Annotated in this window: 26 protein-coding genes; 15 read left to right on the top strand and 11 right to left on the bottom strand. The window is 59.3% G+C overall.

Annotated features, from left to right (window positions below; translation table 11 throughout):
* The 8 genes from GKO01_RS10900 to GKO01_RS10935 all read left to right on the top strand — a co-directional run bounded on the left by GKO01_RS10900 (position 1) and on the right by GKO01_RS10935 (position 7,277).
* Positions 1-438 carry a DotD/TraH family lipoprotein gene (locus GKO01_RS10900; protein ID WP_099287126.1) on the top strand — a complete coding sequence of 146 codons (438 nt, stop codon included), beginning with the start codon at positions 1-3 and terminating at the stop codon, positions 436-438.
* Entirely contained in the window at positions 431-1,366 is a 936-nt protein-coding gene (locus GKO01_RS10905; RefSeq protein ID WP_099287127.1) for a type IV secretion system DotC family protein, read from the top strand. Before GKO01_RS10900 ends, GKO01_RS10905 begins: the two co-directional genes overlap by 8 nt.
* Positions 1,366-2,499 carry a secretion/conjugation apparatus DotM-related subunit gene (locus GKO01_RS10910; RefSeq protein WP_099287128.1) on the top strand — a complete coding sequence of 378 codons (1,134 nt, stop codon included), beginning with the start codon at positions 1,366-1,368 and terminating at the stop codon, positions 2,497-2,499. The genes GKO01_RS10905 and GKO01_RS10910 overlap by 1 nt, the downstream gene beginning before the upstream one ends.
* Positions 2,496-2,858: a hypothetical protein gene (locus GKO01_RS10915; RefSeq protein WP_086649709.1), complete on the top strand. Its 363-nt coding sequence runs from the start codon at positions 2,496-2,498 to the stop codon at positions 2,856-2,858. The genes GKO01_RS10910 and GKO01_RS10915 overlap by 4 nt, the downstream gene beginning before the upstream one ends.
* A 2-nt stretch (positions 2,859-2,860) precedes the next feature.
* Positions 2,861-3,970, top strand: coding sequence for a type IV pilus twitching motility protein PilT (locus GKO01_RS10920; protein WP_233142699.1), 1,110 nt, complete (start codon positions 2,861-2,863; stop codon positions 3,968-3,970).
* Positions 3,970-4,218: an IcmT/TraK family protein gene (gene icmT, locus GKO01_RS10925; RefSeq protein WP_086649711.1), complete on the top strand. Its 249-nt coding sequence runs from the start codon at positions 3,970-3,972 to the stop codon at positions 4,216-4,218. Before GKO01_RS10920 ends, icmT begins: the two co-directional genes overlap by 1 nt.
* Positions 4,215-4,586, top strand: a complete 372-nt coding sequence (locus GKO01_RS10930; RefSeq protein WP_086649712.1) for a hypothetical protein — start codon at positions 4,215-4,217, stop codon at positions 4,584-4,586. Before icmT ends, GKO01_RS10930 begins: the two co-directional genes overlap by 4 nt.
* 441 nt (positions 4,587-5,027) lie before the next feature.
* On the top strand, positions 5,028-7,277 hold the full coding sequence (locus tag GKO01_RS10935) for a type IV secretory system conjugative DNA transfer family protein (RefSeq protein ID WP_086649713.1): 2,250 nt from the start codon (positions 5,028-5,030) through the stop codon (positions 7,275-7,277).
* A 41-nt stretch (positions 7,278-7,318) separates the two neighbouring features.
* On the opposite strand, the gene mobF is transcribed toward GKO01_RS10935, so the two are convergent.
* From mobF to GKO01_RS10955, 4 genes are all read right to left on the bottom strand, one after another.
* Positions 7,319-10,522: a MobF family relaxase gene (gene mobF, locus GKO01_RS10940; RefSeq protein WP_099287130.1), complete on the bottom strand. Its 3,204-nt coding sequence runs from the start codon at positions 10,520-10,522 to the stop codon at positions 7,319-7,321.
* Positions 10,519-10,797, bottom strand: a complete 279-nt coding sequence (locus GKO01_RS10945; RefSeq protein ID WP_061928996.1) for a hypothetical protein — start codon at positions 10,795-10,797, stop codon at positions 10,519-10,521. Before GKO01_RS10945 ends, mobF begins: the two co-directional genes overlap by 4 nt.
* 104 nt (positions 10,798-10,901) lie before the next feature.
* Entirely contained in the window at positions 10,902-11,285 is a 384-nt protein-coding gene (locus tag GKO01_RS10950; RefSeq protein WP_086649715.1) for a type II toxin-antitoxin system PemK/MazF family toxin, read from the bottom strand.
* A complete protein-coding gene (locus GKO01_RS10955; RefSeq protein WP_231100982.1) occupies positions 11,275-11,511 on the bottom strand; it encodes a BrnA antitoxin family protein in 237 nt (78 codons plus the stop codon). Before GKO01_RS10955 ends, GKO01_RS10950 begins: the two co-directional genes overlap by 11 nt.
* A 323-nt stretch (positions 11,512-11,834) precedes the next feature.
* On the opposite strand from GKO01_RS10955, the gene GKO01_RS10960 reads away from it, so the two are divergent.
* The 3 genes from GKO01_RS10960 (at position 11,835) to GKO01_RS10970 (ending at position 14,253) form a co-directional block, all read left to right on the top strand.
* The gene (locus GKO01_RS10960) at positions 11,835-12,737 is read left to right on the top strand and encodes a hypothetical protein (RefSeq protein WP_086649717.1); all 903 of its coding nucleotides are present in this window, start codon (positions 11,835-11,837) and stop codon (positions 12,735-12,737) included.
* An 89-nt stretch (positions 12,738-12,826) separates the two neighbouring features.
* On the top strand, positions 12,827-13,609 hold the full coding sequence (locus GKO01_RS10965; protein ID WP_086649718.1) for a P-loop NTPase family protein: 783 nt from the start codon (positions 12,827-12,829) through the stop codon (positions 13,607-13,609).
* Positions 13,606-14,253, top strand: a complete 648-nt coding sequence (locus tag GKO01_RS10970) for a hypothetical protein (protein ID WP_233142686.1) — start codon at positions 13,606-13,608, stop codon at positions 14,251-14,253. The genes GKO01_RS10965 and GKO01_RS10970 overlap by 4 nt, the downstream gene beginning before the upstream one ends.
* A 161-nt stretch (positions 14,254-14,414) precedes the next feature.
* On the opposite strand, the gene GKO01_RS10975 is transcribed toward GKO01_RS10970, so the two are convergent.
* Complete coding sequence (locus GKO01_RS10975) at positions 14,415-14,636, bottom strand: hypothetical protein (protein ID WP_086649720.1); 222 nt, start codon at positions 14,634-14,636, stop codon at positions 14,415-14,417.
* Positions 14,637-14,728: 92 nt separating this feature from the next.
* Positions 14,729-15,385, bottom strand: a complete 657-nt coding sequence (locus tag GKO01_RS10980; RefSeq protein ID WP_086649721.1) for a hypothetical protein — start codon at positions 15,383-15,385, stop codon at positions 14,729-14,731.
* A 249-nt stretch (positions 15,386-15,634) separates the two neighbouring features.
* On the opposite strand from GKO01_RS10980, the gene GKO01_RS15970 reads away from it, so the two are divergent.
* Positions 15,635-15,802 (top strand): hypothetical protein, encoded by a 168-nt coding sequence (locus tag GKO01_RS15970; RefSeq protein ID WP_167383468.1) that lies wholly within the window; start codon positions 15,635-15,637, stop codon positions 15,800-15,802.
* A gap of 348 nt (positions 15,803-16,150) precedes the next feature.
* Here the strand turns inward: GKO01_RS15970 and GKO01_RS15975 are convergent, their stop codons facing one another.
* The 4 genes from GKO01_RS15975 to ssb all read right to left on the bottom strand — a co-directional run bounded on the left by GKO01_RS15975 (position 16,151) and on the right by ssb (position 17,399).
* Positions 16,151-16,327, bottom strand: coding sequence for a hypothetical protein (locus tag GKO01_RS15975; protein WP_158093569.1), 177 nt, complete (start codon positions 16,325-16,327; stop codon positions 16,151-16,153).
* A 152-nt stretch (positions 16,328-16,479) separates the two neighbouring features.
* Positions 16,480-16,605, bottom strand: coding sequence for a hypothetical protein (locus tag GKO01_RS16480; protein ID WP_255376059.1), 126 nt, complete (start codon positions 16,603-16,605; stop codon positions 16,480-16,482).
* A complete protein-coding gene (locus GKO01_RS10985; protein WP_086649722.1) occupies positions 16,598-16,876 on the bottom strand; it encodes a hypothetical protein in 279 nt (92 codons plus the stop codon). The genes GKO01_RS16480 and GKO01_RS10985 overlap by 8 nt, the downstream gene beginning before the upstream one ends.
* Before the next feature lie 28 nt (positions 16,877-16,904).
* On the bottom strand, positions 16,905-17,399 hold the full coding sequence (gene ssb, locus GKO01_RS10990; protein WP_086649723.1) for a single-stranded DNA-binding protein: 495 nt from the start codon (positions 17,397-17,399) through the stop codon (positions 16,905-16,907).
* Positions 17,400-18,280: 881 nt separating this feature from the next.
* Between ssb and tnpA the strand changes: the two genes are divergently transcribed.
* The 3 genes from tnpA to tnpC are packed head-to-tail and all read left to right on the top strand — an operon-like array spanning position 18,281 to position 20,878.
* Entirely contained in the window at positions 18,281-18,940 is a 660-nt protein-coding gene (tnpA, locus tag GKO01_RS10995) for an IS66 family insertion sequence element accessory protein TnpA (protein ID WP_062493659.1), read from the top strand.
* Positions 18,937-19,299 (top strand): IS66 family insertion sequence element accessory protein TnpB, encoded by a 363-nt coding sequence (gene tnpB / locus GKO01_RS11000; RefSeq protein ID WP_062493657.1) that lies wholly within the window; start codon positions 18,937-18,939, stop codon positions 19,297-19,299. The genes tnpA and tnpB overlap by 4 nt, the downstream gene beginning before the upstream one ends.
* Before the next feature lie 52 nt (positions 19,300-19,351).
* Positions 19,352-20,878, top strand: coding sequence for an IS66 family transposase (gene tnpC, locus GKO01_RS11005; RefSeq protein WP_062493655.1), 1,527 nt, complete (start codon positions 19,352-19,354; stop codon positions 20,876-20,878).
* Between the two features lie 82 nt (positions 20,879-20,960).
* Here the strand turns inward: tnpC and GKO01_RS11010 are convergent, their stop codons facing one another.
* Positions 20,961-21,374: a MerR family transcriptional regulator gene (locus tag GKO01_RS11010; RefSeq protein WP_086649725.1), complete on the bottom strand. Its 414-nt coding sequence runs from the start codon at positions 21,372-21,374 to the stop codon at positions 20,961-20,963.
* Between the last annotated feature and the right edge of the window lie 47 nt (positions 21,375-21,421).

Here is a 21,421-nt window from a genome sequence, read left to right on the forward strand (position 1 = left end):
ATGTGGCAAAACCCTCTCTGCCGACCTTTCGGCCTTACCCTCCTGCTACTGTCAGGCCTCTGTGCCTGCAGCGAGCAGCCTCGGCCGCCTGTGCGCCCCTTCGATCAAGACATGAATCATATTCTGTCCGCCTTAGACCAAATTGGCGCCCTCCGTTTTCCTCTCGTCCGGGCGGGTTCGGTTCTTCCAGCCGAGATGAACCGGCCTGTCAGCTGGCACTGGCAGGGTCCGCTCGATGAGGGCATCAGGCTAATTGCCAGGCGGGTTGGCTATGAGACCGAGATTCCGCCATGCCCTGCACCACCGATCATAGCTGTGGATCAGCAGGCGACCACGTTCGGTCGCTTGCTGGACGAGATGGCCTCCGCGTCATCCGGCCATGCCGACATCTGGGTTGATATCCCTCACCACGTCATAAGGATTACCTGGAATGCATAAGCCTCGGCACTCCGCCTGTCGGGTTGCCCTTCTTGCGGCCTCACTCTGTGCGTTCAACGCCTATGCGCACGCCGAGCCACCTCAGGATCTTCCTGTTCCGGAAATACCCGAAGGAAACCCGGAGGCAGGTGACGCCATAAATACGCCCGTCACCGGGGCTGTCGAAGCCCCTGATATCCCAGACGTGGACAGGCCATCATCACTCGAAGCGATGATGGCCGTGCGTCCCGGCTACTCCCCCAAACAGGAAAGCGGGAATGGGCGCGACAGTGCTGTCCGTAGTGCGGCGTGGGCCTATGGCGCCCAAGGCGGGCGGGCCGCAGAGTCCTACGCAATCAATGAACTCCTGCGCCGATATTCCCATATTCTGGACCAGAAAGTGGATTTCCGCACTCTGGTGCTCCCAGCTGGGAACGGTCAGACCCTTATCCGACCACCCGTGGTCACAGAAGCGCAAATGGCAGTCGCTCTCGATCCAAGTGGCCAGACTGCCCGGGAGACAGGCACGATTTACCAGATTACACGCCGCGCTCAGCTTGTGACGGCCGTACCGCAATGGCGCACATGGCTTGTACGCACTGTTTCACCCCCTTCTCCGCCCGCCGACGCGGTCCGGCCGCGCACCCCGCATGAAGTTGAGGTCTGGCGATCTGGCGTTGCTTATGGCTGGGCAGCAGGACAAAGGCAGGCCGTCGAGATCTTTCTTGATGACCTGTCGCGCATGGAGCGCGATGTCATGGGCATGGGTCGTTACAGGGTACTGCTGCGGGCCGGAAAAGTGGCAGCCCCGGAGGTCTCCCAGCTGCACCGCGACGTTCAGGGTGGAGCTGATCTGATGCGCCTTGATGACAGAGAGCTTCGCATCCGCAGTCAACCTGGCCTCGATGCCAATCGGGCTCACTGGCACGTTTCCGAAGGAGATCAGTGATGCCAATTAACCCTGCTCCCAACACGAGATCTCACGACCCAGAGCGTATTGCCAGCCTTCTCATTGGCGCATGCGTCGGCATTGCTCTGTGTTTGTTCCTGCTCTGGTTGAAGTTCCACACCCAGATCGTCGAAGCCGTCTTGTTCGTGCAGGGCTATGAGCTACGGCTGATTGGACTTTGCACACCGCGTTATGATGCAGTCCTTGCTAATCTCGGAGAGGCCATCCCCGAACGTGTCTCTGCATCGACACTTTGGGAACTCTGCACGCTGACCGGGTCGGTTCTCCGATGGCCGGCTCTTGCTCTCATTATCATCCTCGCAGCCCTTTGCATGACCCGCGCTCCGTTGGAACGTCACCGCAGGCGGTTCGGTCTCGAAGGTATGCAAAAAGCACTTGCTGAGATTCATCCCCTGGGCGCGGCGTGGCTCGGCAAAGGATTGAAGCTAATACGCCCCGCGCCTCCTGAAGCGCCGTTGGCGCCTCTCGATCCGGCGTTGAACCTTGAGGAGTGGAGGGCACGGTACGTTCGTGGAACATCATTCGCCGAACGGCGCGAGACCACCTTCCAGGCACTTCAAGCGCAGCTTGGTAGCCCGTGGCGTGGCCCTCTGGAGGCGACAGTGGCGGAGAAATGTCTATTTCTCTGCTTCTCGCTCTATATCCAGAGACGAAAAGTAGAAGCACAAAGCGTTCTGGAGCGCCTCTCAGTGCAGCTACAGGGTTCATTGAAAAATGGGGCGCCGTCCAGCTTCGCGAACCTGTCGAAATCCTTCGTCTCTACCATTGATAAGCAACTGAAGAAGGAAGGCTTTCGCTCGACCTTAAAGATCACAGAGCAGCACGCTTTCACACGACCGGCGCTCCTCTCTCTTCTGCAGGAAGCGCGCCTCAAGGCAGGGGTCGTCAACCCGGGCCTTTTCGCAGCCATTCAGTTCCTTGACCGCGACCTCTGGCTCGTTCTGTCAGCAGCGTCCTACCCGCGCGACGGACTCCCACCTTACGTGATGGCCATCGCCGCCTGTCCGGAAGCCGCAGCAGCACTGGCACACTGGAAAGCAGAATGTCTTGCCGGACGCCCTCTGACGACCCCCCAAATTTCCAGCCTTCTCGAGACCTTCTGCAGACCATGACTGATTCCGTAATTTTCGCTCTCATGCCCGATTTTATCCGCGCCCGCATTGCGGCTTACACGCTGCGGGACTGGGTGGCAGAGCACTATGCCGTGCCAGCCCTTCAGCTCGATCGGGCGATGACCCTGACGCTTGTTCAGCTCGACCATGTGGCGTCTTGCAAAACCTATTACGGGTATGACGTAAGCCGCGCGCCGTCTTCTCTTTTAGAGCCGATCTCGGGGTACATGGAGGCACTGCATCAGAAGCACGGTCCACAAGAGCAAAGCGACAACTTCCCAAAGACTCTCGTAAGGACCCATCAACAGGTCATCCACGAATTCGAGACACTGAATCGTCTGGGAAACAAAGCACGGTGAGCATGTTCTGGCCGCATGACGGAGAAGCTTTGCGGGGCAATACGCTGGATCAGTTCCTGATCTGGTGTTCCGAAGCCGAGTGCTCCCGTGTCGAAATCCAGTCTGACATGCCCGTCATGGTGCGTCTGCATGGTGAAAACCATCAGGTAACGCGAGATGTCAGTCTGCCGGGTGAAGTCGAGGATGCGGTTAACTACATCTTTCGCTCGGCGACAGGTGTTACGAACCTCAAGAACGGTGATCCAATCGATGTCGGCCATACAATCTGGCCAGACCGCAAAAGGAGACGATACCCGTTCCGGCTGAATGCCGTCAGCTCGCAGGTTGGTGCCAACGCAGGCATTTCGATGACGTTTCGGCCACTCGTTGATATCCCCCGGCCGTTAGAGGACCAGCAGGTCGAGCCTCAACTGCTGGAGGCACTCCATGGAGAAAAGGGCATTTTCATGATCTGCGGCGCCACGGGCTCGGGGAAATCAACGCTGATTGGCGGCATCAACCGGGCCCGGCTTGAAGATCCGGATATTCACTGCAACCTGATCGAGGCGTCAGCCCCCCTTGAGATCCTTTACGATCGCGTAGACCGGAGCAACTCAGCAGTCACGCAACTTGAAATTCCCAGAAATCTCAAGAGTTTTGCCGAGTTTGTCCGGGCGTCGATGCGTCGAGAGCCAACCGACATCGTCGTAGGAGAGTGCCGCGATCCCGAAACCATGGAAGCGTCGATCCAGGCGGGCATCTCCGGCCATCGCCTCCTAAGCTCTCTGCATACGAACAGTTGCTCTTCAACGGTCCGACGTGTTCAGGCCCTCTGCCCCGCAGATCAGCGAGACAGCCTGACAATATCGTTCGTCGAAAACCTTCGTCTTCTGGTGAACCAGAGGCTTCTCAAGTCGACCGATGGCAAAAGGACGCCCGTTCGGGAGTTCCTGCCTGTGACCCGTGCCATCCGAACTCAACTGCTGGACGCGCCGCGTGATCGCTGGCCGAATATCACGCAGGCCGCCGTTGAAGAACACGGGCAGACTTTCGCTCAATCCATCGCGGCGGCTGTAAAACAAGGCAGAATTACAGAAGCCGTCGCGGCCGCTGCCATGAAGGAAGAGAACTGATGTGGCGCTTTACCGCGGACCCTGTCCGCCTTCTCATTATCGACGCCCGTGCGCTTGCACCATTCGCCCTGTGGATCGCCCACATGCGGGAATGGACATTCATCTTTGCCGTTATCGGAGTGCTTTTCTTCAGTGTGCTGGCATGGCTCGGCCTCACGCTTCCTGTAGCCGTGCGTATGTTCCGGGTCATTCTGTGTGGCCCCGTTCGCCCTCGTCTTCCCTCCTGGAAAAAGCGTGATTACGCATGAGCGATCTTGATGACCTGGTGCGATGCTGCACCGCTCTTATTGAAACACAGGGATACCGTTTCGAGACTGGCATTCCAGGCGTTGGCGCTCTACCGGCATGGCGTGTGAGCCAGACAAACGTGTTTCTTCCGGTACTGCTCAGGCTCGCAGAAGAGTTCTGGCGATCAGAGACAAAAGGGGCGGGCTTCGGGCTCAAGCTCGAGCCCGATACTCTGAGTGTGACGGGCTACACGCTGACAGGGCTTTACCATGTCCCGCTGTCGATCGCTCTGCTCGCGCTCAATGCGGTGCTCAGAAGAACCGCCGATCCTGAAGGCTGCATCACCATAGAAGCTCTGACGACCTACGCCCAGACGGCCACGACCTGATCTGCACTCACAAACGCCTGTCGGATACTGCACAGGCGTCTAATTGTTGAGGTCCGCAATGATCATATCTGTTCCACCTGACACACAGTCCGTTTCTATTCGTCGTGAAGGGGAACGGACCATTATCGTTCTTGACCAGGACATTCTCTCAGAGTTATCCGCCAGTGCCTGCCCTGTAGAGGCGGCCCCCATCACCAGCGCAAGACAACCGCGCAGAGCCAGACGCTTCCGCCTTCCTGTCCTCGTCGGCGTCTGTGTGATTGTCATAGGGGCAGCCGCAGGCCACCGGCTATGGGCTTCGGCCAAAAATAGCCAAGCGCATCCTGTCGCTGCACTGCAAGTCCCTCAACTGGTGGGCCCTGCTCCCGCGACCCGACGTTCCATTCCGGCCGCGTCGCAAGCCGCGCCCGTGCCAAACAACGCGTTCGGGTTGGAATAATCATGGCGATGATCAGACGCCGTATTGACGGGCCTCAGGACTTTCACGAGCAAAAGGGGGGGCTGGCATTCCGCGATACCCGCGGCGTGCCACATCAGGTCGCAGAAATCCTGCGAACCGGGTTCTCGTCCATCGGGCTCGTTGCAATGGCTGGCGTATCCGTCGCTGTCCCAGCACTGACAACCGCCATTGTACCGCTGGCCATTGCCTATGCAGGCTATGTTCTGACACGGCCAGTGACATTGCCTCTGCGCTTGCCGGCAAACGCGAAGGGGAAGGACTACGGTAATCCGCAGCCAGACCCAAAACGACCTGGCGTCGAAATCCCGGGCAAGCCTTCGGGAGACTGGCTGCTCGGCTGGGATGAAGTCACCGCCCAACAGGTGTGGCTATCGGGCAATGATATGACGATGCACGCCATCCTGCCTGGATCCACAGGATCCGGCAAAACGCAGTTTATCTACAGTCTTCTGTGCAATGCGCTGGCACAGGGGGGCGGGTTCACGATTGTCGACGGCAAAGCCTCGAACAACCTTGCCTTCTCCGTCGCGGCCATGGCGAGACGGTGGGGTCGGGAAGCCGATCTGCGCTTTATCAACATGATGGTCTCGGCTGGTGACAGAAAGACCAACACCTGGAATCCCTTTTCCTCCGTCAACGCTGAAGGCATGACGGAGCTTCTGCTCACGCTTTTTCTTCCGGAGGACAAGAAAGGCGGCGGCGGTAACTCCGCGCATTTCCGGGACAGGGCCGAGGCGCTTATTCGTGGCATGTCCTATGTCTTTGTCTGGGTCCGGGACAACCTTGGCATTCCTATCATGTCCGAGACGATCCGGACGATGTTCTCTGATATCGTCAAACTGCGCGATCTCTACCAGGATAAGATCTTCACCTACTATGATGCGGACTCAGGCGAGGCGCGCAAAGTCGAACTGCCTGCAGAGTTTGACGGTACTCTACTGAACCCTGTCCGCGACTACGTGACGGAAACAGGCGGCTTCTCGAACACCAAGAGCGTGGGAGACCAGGACAAAGTTCGCGAACAGCATTCCTATGTTGTGGGTGGTTTCGGCAAAACGTTCACCCAGATGAGCTCCACACTGGGACATATCTTCCGGTGCAACATCGGCGACGTGGACTTCCGGGACGTCATTTTCAATCGACGCATCCTCGTCGTGCTTCTCCCCTCGCTCGAAAATCATCCGGACACGAACGCCGCACTCGGCAAGGCGGTCATCACGGCGCTGCGTTACGCACTGGCGGCAGCACTCGGAACCTCCATCGAGGGTGACTATGAGGATCGCGTCGTAAATCGTGCGTCGTCCTCTGCTGTGCCCTATCCTTTAGTCTTGGACGAGGTCGGTCAATTCGCGACACGCGGGATCGACGCAATGATGGCGTTGGGGCGTGAACTGAATATTTCCCTGCTTCTGGCTTTTCAGGAAGTAGGCACCCTCGAAGCAACGCTCGGGAAAGACCTAACCGTTCCGCTTCTCGGCAACCCAAAGCTCAAAATCTTTGAAAATGTAGAGGACGCTGGTCCTACCCGGGAGTGGATCGAAAAATCAGGCGGAACGATGCCTGTCAGCGTCCTTCCCGGCTTCGACAGTTCCAACCCTCTCGGCGTCTATGCAGACCAGCAACGCGCAGACATTCGGGACGTCAAGCGGATCTCCTGGAGCGACGTACAGAACCTCCGCCCCGGGCAAGCCATCATTCTCTTCCGAGGCAAGCGAATTTACACACGATTATTCCACGCAGGAATCAAACCAGAAGGCGTGAACAGGGTGTTCCCCACAGTTTCAGCGGCTCCAGCCCTTCCGGCACCCGTATCACAGGAGCCGACTACAGAAGGTGTCGAGGTGGCTCACCGGCTTCAGGAAGGGCGCGACCGGATCGAAAAGGCTGATCTCCGGCCATTAACCGGAGTTCTGGGAGATCTGTATCAGCGCCTCGGCGTCGTTCTCAAGACGGAAGGTACGCCCTTGCAGGACGCACAGGAGCTCCTGACCCTGCTTTTCCCTGATGAGACCCCGGCAGACGACAAGCCTTTCGCAAAGCTGTTTGAGACCCTCGTCCCTCCGTCCGCTCAGTTGCCCCGAACAACGGAACCGCTTCATCCGCACCTGGACAAAGCATTGCTGGCAGAACTGGTTGCGTTCGAGACAACTCTCGGACAGGACGAGCGTGCGGCTGTTGAGACCGTCACGCACGCCCTGAATCTTTACGCGCGTGGTCAGGAACTCGCCTGATATCTGAGGCGGCATGTCCCCAGCCGCCTCTGTTTTCCAAACTACATACCGCGTCCTGCACCACGAACCCGCGTGCGATCGCGCTCCCGCTCTTGTTCCTGTGCAGCAGCGCGAGCCTGCCGCAGCCGGTCTTCGGCCTGCTGCGCTCTCCGACGCTCCTGCAGATCTTCAACCCGCCGCGCTGCATTCAGGGCGTCCTGCGCGGCATAGCCGGCCTTACGCAGCTTGCGACTGACATCATCCCATTGCGCGCGCGGCACATCCCGGATCGGGGCTTCCTCAACCTGACGACGCACCTGACCGCCCGGTGACTGCCCCTTCTGGCGCGCGCGCTCATTGACGTGGTTCTGTCGGATCCAGCGCGTATTGGCTTCCTCATGCACGAGACGGGCTTTCGCAAGATCGACGGCCAGGGATTTGTAGGGATGACGGCCCATGTCAGACGCCAAGCGGTCATACAGATCGGTGACCGTCACCGGCCGGATGTCGCCAAGAGCCCGCGAGAACGTCTCGGCCTCCCGGAGAGAGCCCTCCGATACGGCCGTCCAGCAGCGATGAACATGCCGGCTTTCGGCAACATAGGACGTAAAGCCTGTCATGGCCGAGGATCCACGCGGCATGGCGTTGATATGCTCGTCGGACGTCACACCCTGCGCCGCATCAACTGTCATAGCGTGACCAAAGCCCAGACGGATGCGTCCGGTCTTCGGGTCGGCCAGCCGGGTCCAGGGCACGAGCCCTTCCCGTCCCTTTGCGTTCTGTAGAACCAGTCCCTCATCAGACCAGCCCCTGACGGTCGTGAAGTCACCATTCGAGCCAAGATCACGCCAGCGGCGCCCATGGGGGGTGTCCACCCGGACGCTGGTTTTTGCAAACAGCCGAACCCTGTCACCGACTGCGAGAGGCAGCTCATAGGTGACGCCACGCTGATCGATGGCGGCCTTGACGATCTCCGCCTGACCGATCTCGCCACGCTTGCGCAGCCGGTCGCGGACGGCACGGCTAAGATCCATAACGTCTTCGTTCGTCGGCGCAGACATGGTGATGCCCCGTTGCGATCCGGCCTGGGCCAGCATGTCGCGGCGTCGAAGATACAGGTCAGCGATCTGCTCGACGACCTGATCATGATCGCCGCCCACAAGTCGGATGGTGCCGTCCTTGCGCTTCATGTCGATTGCTTCACGCGCCCGCGCAATATCGGCTTTCTTCTGCTCGTCCTCAGTCTGGCTCAGATCGCGGCCGGGACTACGGAACATGCTGGCGATCTGCCGACCGCGCGCGGACTTCTGGCGGATTGTGCTCAACAGCTCCGGACGCGCTTCTTTGGGCATGACACGCAAAAGCAGTTCAACAGCATCACCGGCCTCGATCGCCTGGGCCTGTTCGCGGTCGCCCACCACCCGGAGGGCAAAGCCCTTCTCCTGCTGAAGCTGGAGGATCTCGAGCAGCTGACGCGGGGAGACCTGACTGACTTCATCAAGAACCAGAACGGACTGCCGATCGAGGACGATCTTTCCCTGCGCAAGGCCGTCCAACAGAGGTGTCATCGCGTAGGTCTGGGAAATGCCCGCATCCTTCAGCGCATCGGCCTGACGCCAGGCAATGGCCGCGCCAATGACGGTGCGGCCATCCTCCTGCCAGGCATCGACCAGAGGCTTGAGAAGCGTCGTTTTGCCGGAGCCGGCGACACCAATCAGGAAGCCCAGTCCGCCCGCCTGACCAAGCGCATTGATGGCTGAAAGCTGCGCAGCGCCGTGTGCCGGTTCGCGTGTGAAGTCGAGACCCGACCGGGCAACGGCAGCGGAAATCTGCTCGTCACTGAGCGCGCCGTCCCGCGTCCGCGCAGACAGGCCGGCAAGACGGGCCATGTCCTTTTCAAGGGCGATCTGGGCACTTGTCGCGACCCGGAGGCGGCCATCCTGCTCGCGCTCAAGGAAGCGGACCTGTTGGCCGTCGATCTCAATGCCGCGCTCCTGGATCAGATCGGCAATCCGCTCGATGTCCCGCATGTCTTCAATGCCAGCCGCAATGAGACCCCGTGCGGCATGGGTCCGGAACGTGTCCCGGTCGAGAACAGCAGCTGTCCGAAACTCCTCAGCCAATTTCTTAGCCGCAATCGCATAGGCCTGCTCGTAGCGCTCAGCGCGCCCTAATGGCTGGACCTTCTCATTGGTCAGGACAGTATCGTGATACCACCCGATTTCGTGAGCCTGCTCAAGCCAGAACTCCCTGTCGTTGCTGCCATTGTACTTCTTTGAGCGGTAAGCGAGATTTGCGTTGTGAAGGATTGAAAACTTCCGCTCGGCCGACAAATCGTTCCAGTCCAGGCCCTGCCGTTTGGCATAGGCTTTTCCCATTTTCTCCGCCTGGGAATGCCGCTTTGAAAAAAGCTCACAGGCTTCTCGCGGCACACTATCAATCGCGATTGCGCGGCCACTCTCGTCGACGTGTACCGCGATACCGAGCTTGCGAAGTTCGCTTGCAAGTTCCGCCTGAAAATACGCCCCGAACATGAAAGACGTCGCACTGGTAATGCGAGCACTGTCCAGCGAACCCAAATGGCCGCTTTCGGTCGCTACGGCATTCAAAAGCAGATTGTGAATATGCGCCTGTGGGTCCCCCGGCACCGGAACTTCCACCGCCGCCGTGGGGCCTTTTGCGCCATCCTGAATCTTCATGACCGGTCGTGCCGTGTAGTGCCGGAACGATACCCACGCGACTTCCCCCCGTTCCAGCGTGGCTGTCTTTCCTGACCCTCTGCGCGCCACGCCAACCTCTTTGGCAATAAACGCCATAGCCTTGTCGTTGGCCTTGTGAATTGCGCTCCAGATGAGCGCCCGCTCGGCATCCGTCGACGCAAATTCAGCGGCAAGCGTCACTGATTTATCGGGTGACGCTGTGAAGTCGATGGCCGAGTGCTCACGCTTCCGGCCTGTGTTGGCCCATTTTTCACCTGTGTCAGCGCGCTTCGCTTCGAACAGATTGGCCAGCGCCTGGTCTGTCGGCACCTTCATGACGTCAATGCCTAGCGCATCAGCGATCCGGGGGGCCATATCTGGCGACCACATTCCCCGCCCATCACGTCCGGTATAGTAGGTTGTCAGCCGGTCACCGTTTTCACGGGTCGGATCACTCCGTTCCCGTTCAAAGCGGGCATCCTTCTCCGGCTCGGACTGATTCTCTCTCAGATAAGCGACGATCAGCTTACCGGCACCTGCCGCAGAAATCTTCCGGTAAGTGATCATCTTCCAGCCGGTGCAGAGAAGGTGGAAGCTTCAAGCCGGCCAAGCTGCGCCGAGATTGTCTCAAGGGCGGCACCCTGCTGTTCCATGGCCTGAGCCATGCGCGCGACGACCTCGACCAGGCCCTCGCCTTCTTCTGCTTTCTCTGGAGGGCTGACCATCTGATGGATTTGGGCGAGCGTCTCCCCGATCTGATCCAGCCGTTGCAAAACGAGGAGTTGAAACGGCGCTTCGCGATCTACCGGTTGCGGGAGGTCAAATACGTTTTCGTCTGGCATGCATCGTCTCCGTGGGCAAAGGAGACATTTTGCTCGAGGTGGTTGTGAGTGCTCGCCGACAAAAACTGTCGCTCCGAGCCCACATCGTCTCAGAGACTATCTGCCTAGCCGTCGCATCCCACCAGGAGCGCAATCTGACGTCTGATGGCAGCAAGCTGATCAGATCTCACTTTGCTGCCTGTCACGGTGACACGTTGCTTGGATGTGGTGGTGAGCAGAGCACTGACCGCCCAACAGGGTTTAGAACAACCGTTCTCGGATGTTGGGTCGATCCGTACTGCCAGATCCGGAATGACGAGGTTCTCATCGTCGGTCAGCGGCACAAGCATCACGTTCGGCCACTCAGGCGGAAAGAGGTCGTCTTCGACAACAACAGCCGGCCGACGCTTGTTGGGCTCCTTCGGCAGCGCATCTCCACGCCAGTCTGCCAGCACAATTTCTCCAGGCGAGAAGATCGCTGCCATGGCGACCGGCCGATCAGGAGCCATGGGTTCCGCCAGCCTCTTCAAAAAGCGCCTGGGCGGAAGGCGTCGCAGCGACGTAGCGGGCAACACGCGCACTGTCCCTGCGGATACGGTCTCGGCGCGCACTCTTTGCCCCTGTCTCCAGAAGATCACGGATGAGTTGGCTCAGAGGAATACCGCGTGCTGTTGCTTCCTGCTCCAGGTCGGTGCGCAACCGCTCGTCCAGACGGATCGAAAGGGGGGATGCCATGACACACTCCATACATTCAGAACGTCATTAATGTAGCGCACTGTCGTAGTGCAGAACAACATATTTGGCAGAGCAGAATGCGATGAGAGGTCTTCAGCCCGGGTCAAACCCTGCCCCGCCGGATGCAACACCCGCAGGGTGGCGCGAAGCGCAAACTGAAAGTTTGCATTTGTGTATGGAAAAAGAAAAACTCTGTAGCTTTCTTGTAGTCGTTAGTAGTCGACGCGTAGCTCTTACGTAGTCGATTGTAGTCGATTGGTAGTCGTGTTAGGGTGCCCCTTAGAGATGCGCAGCAGCCGCACAACGGCCACGGGAGGCACCACATGGCAGCGACAGGTATCGGGATCAGCGGGGCCATTGGCGCGCTTGAAAACGTGTCTGGAGCGATGTCGCTGCGCGTGTGGATGGAAGCGAACCGCGAAGAGCTACTGCGGGCATGGAACGGGCGTCGTTTGAACTGGCAGGCCTTGTGCGCATGGTTCAAAGACGTTGGATTAACCAATGCTGATGGGCAGGCACCGACTGTACGATGTGCCAAAATGACGTGGTATCGGGCAGGCAAGACATTGGCTGCCCGAAAGGACCGTGCAGTGGCAGAGGCGAACGGTCCTTCTCGTGATCAAGCGGCTCGCAGAACTGTCGCACCGACAGACAAAGCGCGGTCTGGCCCCTCTGATGAAGAGATCCTTGCCCTCATGGCTGAAGCCGATAATGAGGAGCGTCTCAACAGGGAGCGTCGTGAGCGGATCGCAGGCTATGAGGCACAGCGCAGAACCACGGCGGAGTCCAAAGGGAATGGCGTTCAGTCAGAGGTACCCGTCGAGGCCGCCCAGTCCGAACCTGCACCTCTAGAAACCGCCACCCGACCCCGGATCAAAATCGGGCAGATCGCCAACCATGTGACGATGCTCAAGCAGGCTCCCCGCTATGGTGCGGACAGGGACAAGCCACTCCCGCCGCCTTATGTCGGGCCTCGGCCTGATGGAATGCCGGAATATCTGCCGCTCGATGCCCTCATGCCTCTCGATGCGACGGGGCGTCAGCCCGATGGTCGCATCGATTATGAGGCGCTACCGGGACTGCCACGACGCTCGTTTTTTGAAAGTGAGCGCGAATGGGCCAAGGCGTGTATCCCGATGGTTGAGGCAGTCCCGCATGAAGATCGCTCTATCGTCCTGAAAGCCCTCCTTATGCGGTCCCGTGATCGCATGAAAAGCCTATACTGAGCGCTCTTGCTCGCACTCACATACGGTGTCCGCATACTGAAGGTCTCTCCTCACTGAGCTGGAGAAGGCATTGAAAGTAAGGACCTGTCATGAGTGAAAAGCCTATCCCCTCCAAGTCACCCCGTTCGCCTTCTGCTGCGGTCAAAGCGGGTCGCGGCAATCTCGGAGGATCTACGGCCGAGGCGGCGCTCGCGGAGCGCGCCATTATGCAGGGGCGCCCGCCTCTTCTTGCAGACGGTGACGCCCGCAATCCCGGGCTCTCGGCGTTTAAATCGGTCTATGAGCGCTTTGGTTTGAGCCGCCCCCTGAGCGAAGAAGCCTCCGTGCTGAAAGAGTGGTTTTCCGAGGCATTCGGAATGGCCGCCGAGCAGAAGAAATCGCTTCTGGTCGATGTCGGCGGTGGCGACCGCACTTTTGAACTCTGGGCAAAAGAAGAAGGCATCATTTCTCTTGCTGAGAGTATTGGCCTCGAAGTGACTGGGCTCTTCATGTGTGGCCCGCAAGTGGGCGATCTCGATTACATCAAGCGGCTCTGGGAGAGCGAGCTCTTCCGCCCGAAAAGAGCTCTTCTGGTGTTTAACGACTGGTCGGTTCCAGTCGGACATGACCCAGACCGCGCATTTGGGAATCTCACGGAGAATCCCTTTTTCGCCCAGATGTCTGACTGCAAGCTTGGCTTCCTTCGCATTCCTAAGTTGAGCATTCTCCCCGCTATCATCGAGAGTGGGCTCTCCTTCCAGCAGGTCATGGAGAGTGCGCCGCGCCCCTGCGGAACGCCATTCGACGTTCTGCGTCGTGCACAGGTCAAGCGCTGGTTTGACCTGATCGAAAGCAACATTGTCGCCGAAAAGGTTGAAAGCTGGCTCCCATGAGTGACACTGAGACGCCTCTTTCTACCCTGCACGCGTTAAAGGACGCGGGCCGTCTGATGGAGGAAGCGGCCCGACTGGAAGGGATGGACCAGTATTCTCCATTCGGGAAATGGGTTTCCGCAACCCGGGCCACCATGGATGCCTTTGCGCAACTTGCCCTGTCATGCGCCTCTGAAATGCAGGATTTCAGGGGAGAGGCCCGCGGCATTATCGAGATGGCCAAGCAGGAACAAAGCACTCTGCGGGACCAGTACATCGAAAGCCGTCGGCAGATTGAAAAGATGGGGGAAGTCGCGGAGCGGAATATCGAGAAACAGGAACTGTTTCGAGACCGCGAATTACAGGCCACTCTCGGGCGGATTGTCTCTGGTGTGACGTCGGAACTTCGCGACAAGGTTTTCGATCAGTTACGGACAGAGATTCCGACGCATGAGCGCCAGTTTTACAAGGAAGCGCGATGGCGCGCCTATGTACGGATGGCGCTGGCCGGTGCGGTCCTTATCGGTCTCGGCTTTGCCTCTGGTTACACGTATGACGGTTATGCAGCGCAGGTCGGACGTTATTGCGAGGAGCATCAGGCGTTCGACACGAAGGGCGCATCATGGTGTCAGATCGTCCCGCCGCCGATCCTGCCGAAGTCCTGAGCAGGCTCTTGCGTACCCGCTCCAGGGCGAAGCCCTGACGCAACATACGTCACAGCCGCGCCTGCGCGGTTGTGTCCATTTTGGCGCGGTCTGACCGGACAACAAAAAAGGCGGCTCCCCAGGGAGCCGCCTTTTGCGCGTGTGGATCTGGCCGAGGCCGATCAGGCGAGGCCGTTCGACGCGGCCCGGATCTCGTCAGGGGTGGCACCAGCGGCGCGCGCCTCTTCTGCGGCCTTCTCGATGCTGGAATCGAAGCGGGTATTTTCCAGAAACGTCATGAGGGCGTCCGCGATGGCGAAGCCCCGCGCAAGGTGCTCCAGCCGTCTCAGGGGGAGGCTCTTGGCGCTGGCGTCGGGAACATAGGGGGCGAGTGCGTGAGACATGGGACAGGCTCCACGACCGGGCAGGGCCGGTCGCTCTTCGATGTGCAAAAAAACAGGAAGAGGCCGCGCCCTTTGGGCGCGGCGGGCTTGCCTTAGAAGCCCATGGCGTCCGCCTGAACGGCGGCAACGTCACGGGAGAGGCTGCGGCCATTGTCGCGGGTGTAAGGCTTCCAAGCCTGACCCATGAGTTCTTCATAGGCAGCGCATGCGCCAGAAGCGACGCAGGCCAGCGCGTATGCCTTCGCGCCGTTCTCGGCGGCAATACGGCGCAGGCCGTCCACGCGGTTTTCTCCACCGTCCACGCCCAAGCGGTCTTCGTCGCGGTCGGCGTTCTTGAAACTGTCAGCCGCGTCAATGGCAATCATACGGCGGTTTTCGTAGAAGTTCGCGGCGCCATAGGCGGAACGGATGAGGCCATCCACCACGCGGTCAAGGTGCATCCGCAGACCGTTGAAATTCTGCTCGCCCCGAATGTGGGTCACGAGGATGGGAAACATCAGTTCGTATTGCTCGCGCACCATGTTGGACCCTGCCCCGGTCAGCTCGTCAACGTCACCCGCTTCGACACCGAACGCGGGCACGATTTTTGACATCTGGTCGTCAGAGGGAACAAGACGGAGAATGTCGGCCAGAGACGGCGCGGCAAGAGCCTTGGTGCGGCGTTGTGCTTCACTGAAGCGGCGAACAGCGGCGGGGGAATAGTTGCCCTGAGAAGCGTTCTGGGACATTGTGCGGGATGCGTCGGACATGAAAACAACCTTTCTAGTCTAGCGAAGTCCCGTTCGGTGGTGAGACACCGTTCGGGGCGCTTTGTCTTGAGGGCCAATCCCTCTCGACAAGTAAAAGATAGCCTTTCCGGCCGTTCATGACAAGAGAAAAAGCACAAAAAACCGCCATAAAACGCGCTTTATTTTTGCATGACAAGTAAAAAGATTACTTGATTACTTTATGACGACCTGTCGTTTTCCTAGACCCATCCTGCCCGTGCGGCGAGCACATTGACGGCGACGAGAGTGGAACGACAGTGGCGTTTTCCTGAGCCCATCCTGCCACCAGCCAAGACGGGCGACGGGACAGGCCGTCAAGCCAGGAGCGTCCTGAGCAAGGGTGGCTGGCCTGCGGCTGATGCGGGGTCGCGTGCGGCCCTGCAGCAGACGCGGGCCTGACACCTGAAGCCGAGGGTCGCGCAGAGGCTTTACGGACTGGCACGGCGACTGTCAGACTGAATGCTGGATGCGAGGACGCTGTCGTGGAACGGCCCTCCCGGGCGGTCCTTCAGGACCGTTCGGGAGGGACGAGGAGCCGTCTCACGGTCGAACGTGCCAGACCAGAACCGTCCGTTCATGGAAAAGGATGCGGGTGAACCGTTACCCGGACGGGCCGAGACGCGGGGTCCAGACGCCCGGTTGAGGGCGGCTGGACGCTGTGGCTCGGTCGAACTTGGCGACGCAGGAGCCTAGTGAGATAGGGTGAACGAACCCTTCAGGGCCGCCCCGACCCTTCCTTTGCTTTTTCTACCTACGGCCCTGATTTGCGCCGGAAGAGTCCCGCGTCAGGAAGAACACACCCCCACCCACGGCAAGTACCAGCAGGCCTCCCCGGATTGGATGCAGAAAGCCCTGCCAGATCAGGAGAAGAATGGCGACCTGAATGATCAGCGCACTGATGCGAATGACGGTTTGTCGAGACATGGAGCCAGTCTAGTCTTTTTTGCTGTCCTGGCGCAGCCCCCCTGTGGGGGGCGAGCACTGGGGGCATCAAAGCTCGCGCCGTCGAGGCGCGCCCGCCTGACTAAACCGGGCGAGCGGACAACAAAAAGCGGCCCGGAGGCCGCCTGTCGGTGTCACTGATGGGACGTTCGCAACTTTGCGAGCCGGGTGGCAATCGGTCCGATCGCAAGGCCCAGACCGATGGTGAAAACAGCGGCAGGAAGAAGAATAAACAGGATACTCTGGGTCACGTTATCCATTGGATTTCGCCTCCGTCTTGTCCTCAGGATAAGGGATATAGGCCAGAAAAGTCAAAGAAATTGCCTCAAGCGCGGCTCCCAGAAAAAAGCAGGTGACGGCACGCATGGGGGTCAACGGTCCTGTCCCGGAGATGAGTGGGGTCACGATGCCGAGCCCCCACGCGCTGAGGGCGAATGTCTGAAGGACGCTGGCAATCGCCTTGTAGCGGTCTTCCTTGTGTTTGGAGCGCTGCGGCGGGGGCAGCAGCGCCATGAGGCGGTCTTTGTTCATCTTACGCTATGCCCCTTCCCCCCGGCCCTCAAAATGGAATTTCGTCATCGAGGTCGTTCCCGCCCGGTGCGTCCCAGCCCGCATTGCGGTTTCCGTTGCCAGACGATCCCCCAGACCGGCCGCCACCGTTTCCACCACCAAAGCCGGCATCGCCCTCATCGCCATTGCCTCGGTTGCTGTCGATCAGCACCAGCTCACCCCGGAAACGGTCAATGACAACCTCTGTAGTGTAGTGCTCCTGACCGCCCTGATCTGTCCATTTACGGGTGCGGAGTTCGCCTTCGATATAGACCTTGCGGCCTTTGCGAAGGAACCGCTCCGCCACGTCACCAGACCGCTCATTGAAGATGACGACACGGTGCCATTCGGTGCGCTCACGGCGCTCGCCGCTCTGGCGATCGTTCCATGTGTCGGACGTAGCCAGAGGAAAACTCACGATCTTGGAACCGGACTGCGTATGACGGACTTCGGGGTCTTTACCAAGGTTGCCAACGAGAATGACTTTGTTAACGGAACCAGCCATAAGAGCCTCCAAGAAATAGGGAACGTATCAACTGGACTGTTTCGGCGTTATTGCCTCCGTCCATGAATAGATATTAGGTTTTTACTTGCTCACGGTCAACGAAAAACCGCAGGAAACCGCCGTTTTCGAGGAAATAAACTCTCCAAAATTGAGGGTTTACTTATTGAATACTTAATAGACATTTGATGTTTTCCTAGACCCATCCTGCCCGTGCGGCGAGCACGCCGACGACGACGAGAGTGAAAGGGAGGTGGCGTTTTCCTGAGCCCATCCTGCCACGGGCCAAGACGGGCGACGGGACAGGCCGTCAAGCCCGGAGCGTCCTGAGCAAGGGGGGCTGGTTTGCGTCTGATGCGGGACCGCGTGCGGCCCTGCAGCAGATGCGGGCCTGACACCTGAAGCCGAGGGTCGCGCAGTGGCTTTACGGACTGGCACGGCGACTGTCAGACTGAACGCTGGATGCGAGGCCACCTCCATGGAACATGCCTCCGCGGACGGTCCGAAGGACTGGCCGGGGAGGTTGAGGAGCCGTCTCACGAACAGATCCCTCAGACCAGGACCGCCCGTTCATGGAAAAGGATGCGGGTAAGCCGTACCCGAAAGGGCCAGACCCGAGGTTCAGACGCCCGACTGAGGGCGGCTGGACGTCGGGGCTACGCGGAGCTTGGCGACGAAGGAGCCTAGCGCAGTAGGGCGAACGAACCCGTCAGGGCCGCCCCGATCCTCTCTTCGCCTCCCCTCCCCTTCACATCACCCACGGGTCAGTCTCGAAGAAAGAAAACACTCTATCCCCTCTCTCCCGTAAGCGTCCGGAGATGACACGCTGCGATCCTGCGTGAGGTGTGCCTTAATCGTGCCTCCACTACGGGTATTGGAATGTCATGATTAATCGGAAAGAGGTTTGGCGAGACCGGCTTGTCCAGTTTGCTGAGAGCGGGCTGACGCAGACTGCTTTCTGCAGCCGCCATGGTCTCAGCGCCAAAGCTCTTCGGCTCTGGGCGCGTCGGCTCGGTTTTGTCTGGCCGCCACCGATCAAGGCGTCGATCCCGGACGGGACATCAGGAGAACGGGCTAAGGAATTCTCTGGCTCGTCCAGAACGGATCTTGCGATCCCCGTTGGGGATCTGAAAAGTCTTCTGGCCGTCCGGGTGCGTAAGACATGGACGCCCGAGGAGAGTTTGGCGCTTCTGGTCGACGCCCGGCAATCAGGCATGTCGCTGGATCGCTATGCCAAAATGAACGGTCTGACACCCAGTATGCTGTATCGTTGGCAGAAACAGTTTGCCGATCAACTTGCGGAATGTCCGGCTGATCCCCTGGCACGTCAGCCGAAATTTGCCGCAGTTAAAATCGACGACATGCCTTCCACGTCACAACAGATGGCCCAAACACAAGCCTCTCCACTTGCCTCCAAAGACAAACAAAACTTTGGAGCGTACATTGAAATCGTGCTGCGCAATGGGCGTATCCTGCGGATCACCACTCCGATCGACTTTGAAGCGATGACCCGACTGGCGGATGCGCTTGAGGCTGCGGCATGATCAGCCTCCCACCCCATATCCGGGTTCATGTGGCCCTGGGCTACACCGATTTGCGCAAGGGGATCGACGGGTTGTCGGTGCTGGTACAGGAGACGCTGCGGGCCGATCCGTTCAGCGGGCATGTATTTGTGTTTCGCGGCCGAAAGGCCGGACTGATCAAGCTGTTGTATCACGATGGTAACGGCATGTGCCTGTATGCCAAGCGCCTCGATCAGGGTATCTTTACATGGCCGGTTACGCAGGCCAGCCCCGGAGAACCGGCGACGGTTCTGCTCACCCCGGCCCGATTGTCGATGCTTCTGGAAGGATTGGACTGGCGGGCCCAGGCCCCCGCGCGACGTATGCTGATGGCAGGGTAAAACGCGCCGATTTTTCTTGTATCAACCCGCAGAAAACTGGCATTTTATAGACATGCGGATTGCCCTCGACAGCCTGCCGTTTGACCCGATCACCCTGCAAACCATGGTGCGGGATCTGGCCGGCGCTGTGGATGAGGGGCGGATCGAGATTGATCGCTTGCGGCAGATCATCCGGGAGTTCCAGCGCGCCCGGTTCGGTCGTCGCGCCGAGACACTCGAACCCGATCAGCTTCTGTTGACGCTGGAAGCCGACATACCCAAAACCCCTGTCATTGCACCTACCTCGACGCTTATTACGGAAATCAGCGGCGCTGCACCGATAGTTAAATCCCCGCATCGCAAAGCCTTGCCAGAGCATCTGCCGCGCACGGACGTGACGATCCTGCCCGACGTGACAGCCTGTCTGTCCTGCGGTGGCGCACTGCGCGACGCAGGCACGACCACCAGTGAAATGCTGGACTGGGTTCCGGCCTCGGTGCGGGTCGTGCGGATCAACCGGCCCAAATGCGCGTGCCGCGCCTGCGGGACGCTGCATCAGGCTCCGGCACCCGAGCGCATCGCCGAAGGGTGCCTCGCCACTCCGGGCCTGATCGCGCATGTGCTGACCAGCCGTTATTGCGATCACCTGCCGCTGTATCGCCAAAGCCAGATGTTGGCACGTCACGGTGTCGCTCCCGCGCGTTCCACGCTGACCGATTGGGTCAAGGCCGCCGCCTGGTGGCTGGCCCCGCTGCGTGACCAGCTGATGATCCATGTCTGTGCCGCAGAACGGGTTTTCGCGGATGACACCCCACTGCCCATCCTTGATCCGGGACGTGGCCGGACTAAAACCGGACGGCTCTGGGCCTACACGCGCGACGATCGCCCCTTTGGCGGTAAGGCCCCGCCAGCCGTGGTGTTTTATGCGACACCGGATCGCACGTCCGCTTGGCCGGCACGCCATCTGAAAAGCTATCGCGGCGTTCTGCAAGTCGACGGCTATGCCGGGTTTGAGCAGCTGAGACGGGACGGAAAAATCCATCTGGCGGCCTGCTGGGCGCACACGCGCCGTAAGTTTTACGAGTTGCACCAGACGGGATCACCAATGGCAACCGAGGCTTTGATGCAGATCCGGTCTCTGTATGAGATTGAGGCATCCCTTCGGGGGCTGCCGCCTGATCAACGCAAAACGCTTCGGGATGAGCAAAGTCGACCGCGTGTTGAGGCGCTGGAACTCTGGCTCCGACAAAAACTGGCTTTGCTCCCCTCTCGCGCCAGACTGGCGGAAGCGATCCGCTATGCGTTGAACCGCTGGGACGATCTCGCGCGGTTTGTCGAGGACGGACGCATAGATCTTGACACAAATCCGGTGGAACGGGCCATTCGACCCATCACGCTCGGCCGTAAGAATGCTTTGTTCGCGGGTAGCGAAGGCGGCGCCAACCGATGGGCCATCGTGGCGTCCCTGATCGAAACAGCCAAGCTCAATGGCATTGAGCCGTTCGTCTGGCTGCGTGACGTGTTGACGCGCATGATCGACGGATATCCAGCAGCCCGGATCAGCGAACTGCTTCCATTCCCCCAAAGCGCCAACGGCTGATTTGGGGGGAAGCAGAATGTCAGCTTCGGGTCTTTGGTAGGCAACAGCAGACGGAGTTTTTTTGCTGATCGTCAGGCGTCGCTCAATGATCATCCGTACAAAGCGTATGGTCTCCCAAAACTTCGATAACGCGACACGTACTGACTGTCTGGCAGGCGCACTGATCAAGCATTCGACGCATCTCAGTCTTTAGTGCCGTCAATCGGGTGATACGCTTTTCAATCTCGACGAGCTGCCGCTTGGCGATCTCGTCAACGGCTGCACAGCTTTGATCAGGTTCATCCGAAAGTGTCAGCAACTCTCTGATGTCATCAAGAGAGAAACCGAGTTCTCGGGCATGCCGGATGAAACTGAGTCTTTGACCAACGGCCATTTCATATATCCGCTGGCCGCCTTCGCTTCGCTCAGGACATGACAGGAGACCGATCTGTTCATAGTAGCGGATGGTCGGCACTTTCACGCCAGTAAGCCGCGATAATTTTCCGATGGTCAGCATAAAACCCTCTTGCACCTCTAGTGACTAGAGCAATTATATCTCCTGTT

It is taken from the genome of Gluconobacter kondonii, from assembly GCF_002723995.1.
Lineage (GTDB): Bacteria > Pseudomonadota > Alphaproteobacteria > Acetobacterales > Acetobacteraceae > Gluconobacter > Gluconobacter kondonii.

Excerpts from the sequence above, each read along its gene's own strand:
- mobF (WP_099287130.1), bottom strand. The coding sequence starts at position 10,522 with ATGATCACTTACCGGAAGATTTCTGCGGCAGGTGCCGGTAAGCTGATC.
- GKO01_RS10900 (WP_099287126.1), top strand. The coding sequence starts at position 1 with ATGTGGCAAAACCCTCTCTGCCGACCTTTCGGCCTTACCCTCCTGCTA.
- GKO01_RS10975 (WP_086649720.1), bottom strand. The coding sequence starts at position 14,636 with ATGTCTCACGCACTCGCCCCCTATGTTCCCGACGCCAGCGCCAAGAGC.
- tnpA (WP_062493659.1), top strand. The coding sequence starts at position 18,281 with ATGATTAATCGGAAAGAGGTTTGGCGAGACCGGCTTGTCCAGTTTGCT.
- GKO01_RS10955 (WP_231100982.1), bottom strand. The coding sequence starts at position 11,511 with ATGGCATCCCCCCTTTCGATCCGTCTGGACGAGCGGTTGCGCACCGAC.
- GKO01_RS11010 (WP_086649725.1), bottom strand. The coding sequence starts at position 21,374 with ATGCTGACCATCGGAAAATTATCGCGGCTTACTGGCGTGAAAGTGCCG.
- GKO01_RS10935 (WP_086649713.1), top strand. The coding sequence starts at position 5,028 with ATGGCGATGATCAGACGCCGTATTGACGGGCCTCAGGACTTTCACGAG.
- GKO01_RS10930 (WP_086649712.1), top strand. The coding sequence starts at position 4,215 with ATGAGCGATCTTGATGACCTGGTGCGATGCTGCACCGCTCTTATTGAA.
- GKO01_RS10910 (WP_099287128.1), top strand. The coding sequence starts at position 1,366 with ATGCCAATTAACCCTGCTCCCAACACGAGATCTCACGACCCAGAGCGT.
- GKO01_RS16480 (WP_255376059.1), bottom strand. The coding sequence starts at position 16,605 with ATGGATAACGTGACCCAGAGTATCCTGTTTATTCTTCTTCCTGCCGCT.
- GKO01_RS10980 (WP_086649721.1), bottom strand. The coding sequence starts at position 15,385 with ATGTCCGACGCATCCCGCACAATGTCCCAGAACGCTTCTCAGGGCAAC.
- GKO01_RS10950 (WP_086649715.1), bottom strand. The coding sequence starts at position 11,285 with ATGGCTCCTGATCGGCCGGTCGCCATGGCAGCGATCTTCTCGCCTGGA.
- icmT (WP_086649711.1), top strand. The coding sequence starts at position 3,970 with ATGTGGCGCTTTACCGCGGACCCTGTCCGCCTTCTCATTATCGACGCC.
- GKO01_RS10985 (WP_086649722.1), bottom strand. The coding sequence starts at position 16,876 with ATGAACAAAGACCGCCTCATGGCGCTGCTGCCCCCGCCGCAGCGCTCC.
- GKO01_RS10945 (WP_061928996.1), bottom strand. The coding sequence starts at position 10,797 with ATGCCAGACGAAAACGTATTTGACCTCCCGCAACCGGTAGATCGCGAA.
- GKO01_RS10965 (WP_086649718.1), top strand. The coding sequence starts at position 12,827 with ATGAGTGAAAAGCCTATCCCCTCCAAGTCACCCCGTTCGCCTTCTGCT.
- GKO01_RS10960 (WP_086649717.1), top strand. The coding sequence starts at position 11,835 with ATGGCAGCGACAGGTATCGGGATCAGCGGGGCCATTGGCGCGCTTGAA.
- GKO01_RS10920 (WP_233142699.1), top strand. The coding sequence starts at position 2,861 with ATGTTCTGGCCGCATGACGGAGAAGCTTTGCGGGGCAATACGCTGGAT.
- ssb (WP_086649723.1), bottom strand. The coding sequence starts at position 17,399 with ATGGCTGGTTCCGTTAACAAAGTCATTCTCGTTGGCAACCTTGGTAAA.
- tnpB (WP_062493657.1), top strand. The coding sequence starts at position 18,937 with ATGATCAGCCTCCCACCCCATATCCGGGTTCATGTGGCCCTGGGCTAC.
- GKO01_RS15975 (WP_158093569.1), bottom strand. The coding sequence starts at position 16,327 with ATGTCTCGACAAACCGTCATTCGCATCAGTGCGCTGATCATTCAGGTC.
- GKO01_RS10905 (WP_099287127.1), top strand. The coding sequence starts at position 431 with ATGCATAAGCCTCGGCACTCCGCCTGTCGGGTTGCCCTTCTTGCGGCC.
- GKO01_RS10970 (WP_233142686.1), top strand. The coding sequence starts at position 13,606 with ATGAGTGACACTGAGACGCCTCTTTCTACCCTGCACGCGTTAAAGGAC.
- tnpC (WP_062493655.1), top strand. The coding sequence starts at position 19,352 with ATGCGGATTGCCCTCGACAGCCTGCCGTTTGACCCGATCACCCTGCAA.
- GKO01_RS10915 (WP_086649709.1), top strand. The coding sequence starts at position 2,496 with ATGACTGATTCCGTAATTTTCGCTCTCATGCCCGATTTTATCCGCGCC.